Here is a 788-nt window from a genome sequence, read left to right as displayed (position 1 = left end):
TCCTTCCTGTCTTCCTTCCTGTCTTCCTTCTTGCTTTGCTTCTTGTCTCCATTCTTCCCGTTGTTGTAAATAAGCTGGTGATAAGTTCATAATCTCTTCCTCCTCTTCTCTACTTAAATTATCTCTCAATTCTAAATTCTTGCGCCAGTCCGCTAAAATTTCTAACAAATTCTCCCTAAAAGGGTTATTTTCAGGTAAAGTCGTTAACTCCTCTACTGCTCTTTTTTGTGTTCCTCCTTTCCCTAAAACTCTTAACCATAAAGTATCCTCATTTTCTGGTAATTGATGAATCACAACTATTGCTGTTTTCAAAATATCATGCAGAAAATAAATACCCTTAACCCAATCTTCTCCTATCTCATTTGCACCTAATCCTTTAATCATGCGAGGTGAGAAAGTTGGTGTTAAAATCCATAACATCGGAAATTCTGATTCAGTAATATTTTGGTTTTCTCGTTTCGCCCTCCTGACAACATCGCCATGAACAGCATATAATTTGAGTAAACAACTGCGAATTTCTATTTCTGATGGTGGGTTACGAAAAACCTCAATTAAACATTGAGTTTTGGCGATTTTACCTAATAAACCCAAAGGTAAATTTTCCTGAGTGGGTGTAGGAAAGGGTTCAAACCAAACATCAATTTCTTGAACTTCGCTTTTCACCTTTTCGCTTTTTTTGATTGTTCCTACAGGTGTTAATAATTCCTCTAGGTATTCTTTAGCAAATTGATCGTGAGTTTGTCGAGTCATTTGATGATATTGAAAATCACATTTTTCCAAAAATCACA

Annotated in this window: 1 protein-coding gene; it reads right to left on the bottom strand. The window is 35.7% G+C overall.

Translation table 11 applies throughout. The features are described from left to right. A partial coding sequence (locus FFR48_RS28205; RefSeq protein WP_137669609.1) for an RpnC/YadD family protein occupies window positions 1-750 on the bottom strand: 750 nt, incomplete at its 3' end. Between the last annotated feature and the right edge of the window lie 38 nt (window positions 751-788).

The sequence above is a fragment of the Sphaerospermopsis reniformis genome (genome assembly GCF_005402885.1).
GTDB classification, from domain to species: Bacteria; Cyanobacteriota; Cyanobacteriia; order Cyanobacteriales; family Nostocaceae; genus Sphaerospermopsis; species Sphaerospermopsis kisseleviana.
The sequence above is the reverse complement of the archived record's forward strand: the minus strand, read 5'-3'. Positions and strand labels throughout refer to the sequence as shown.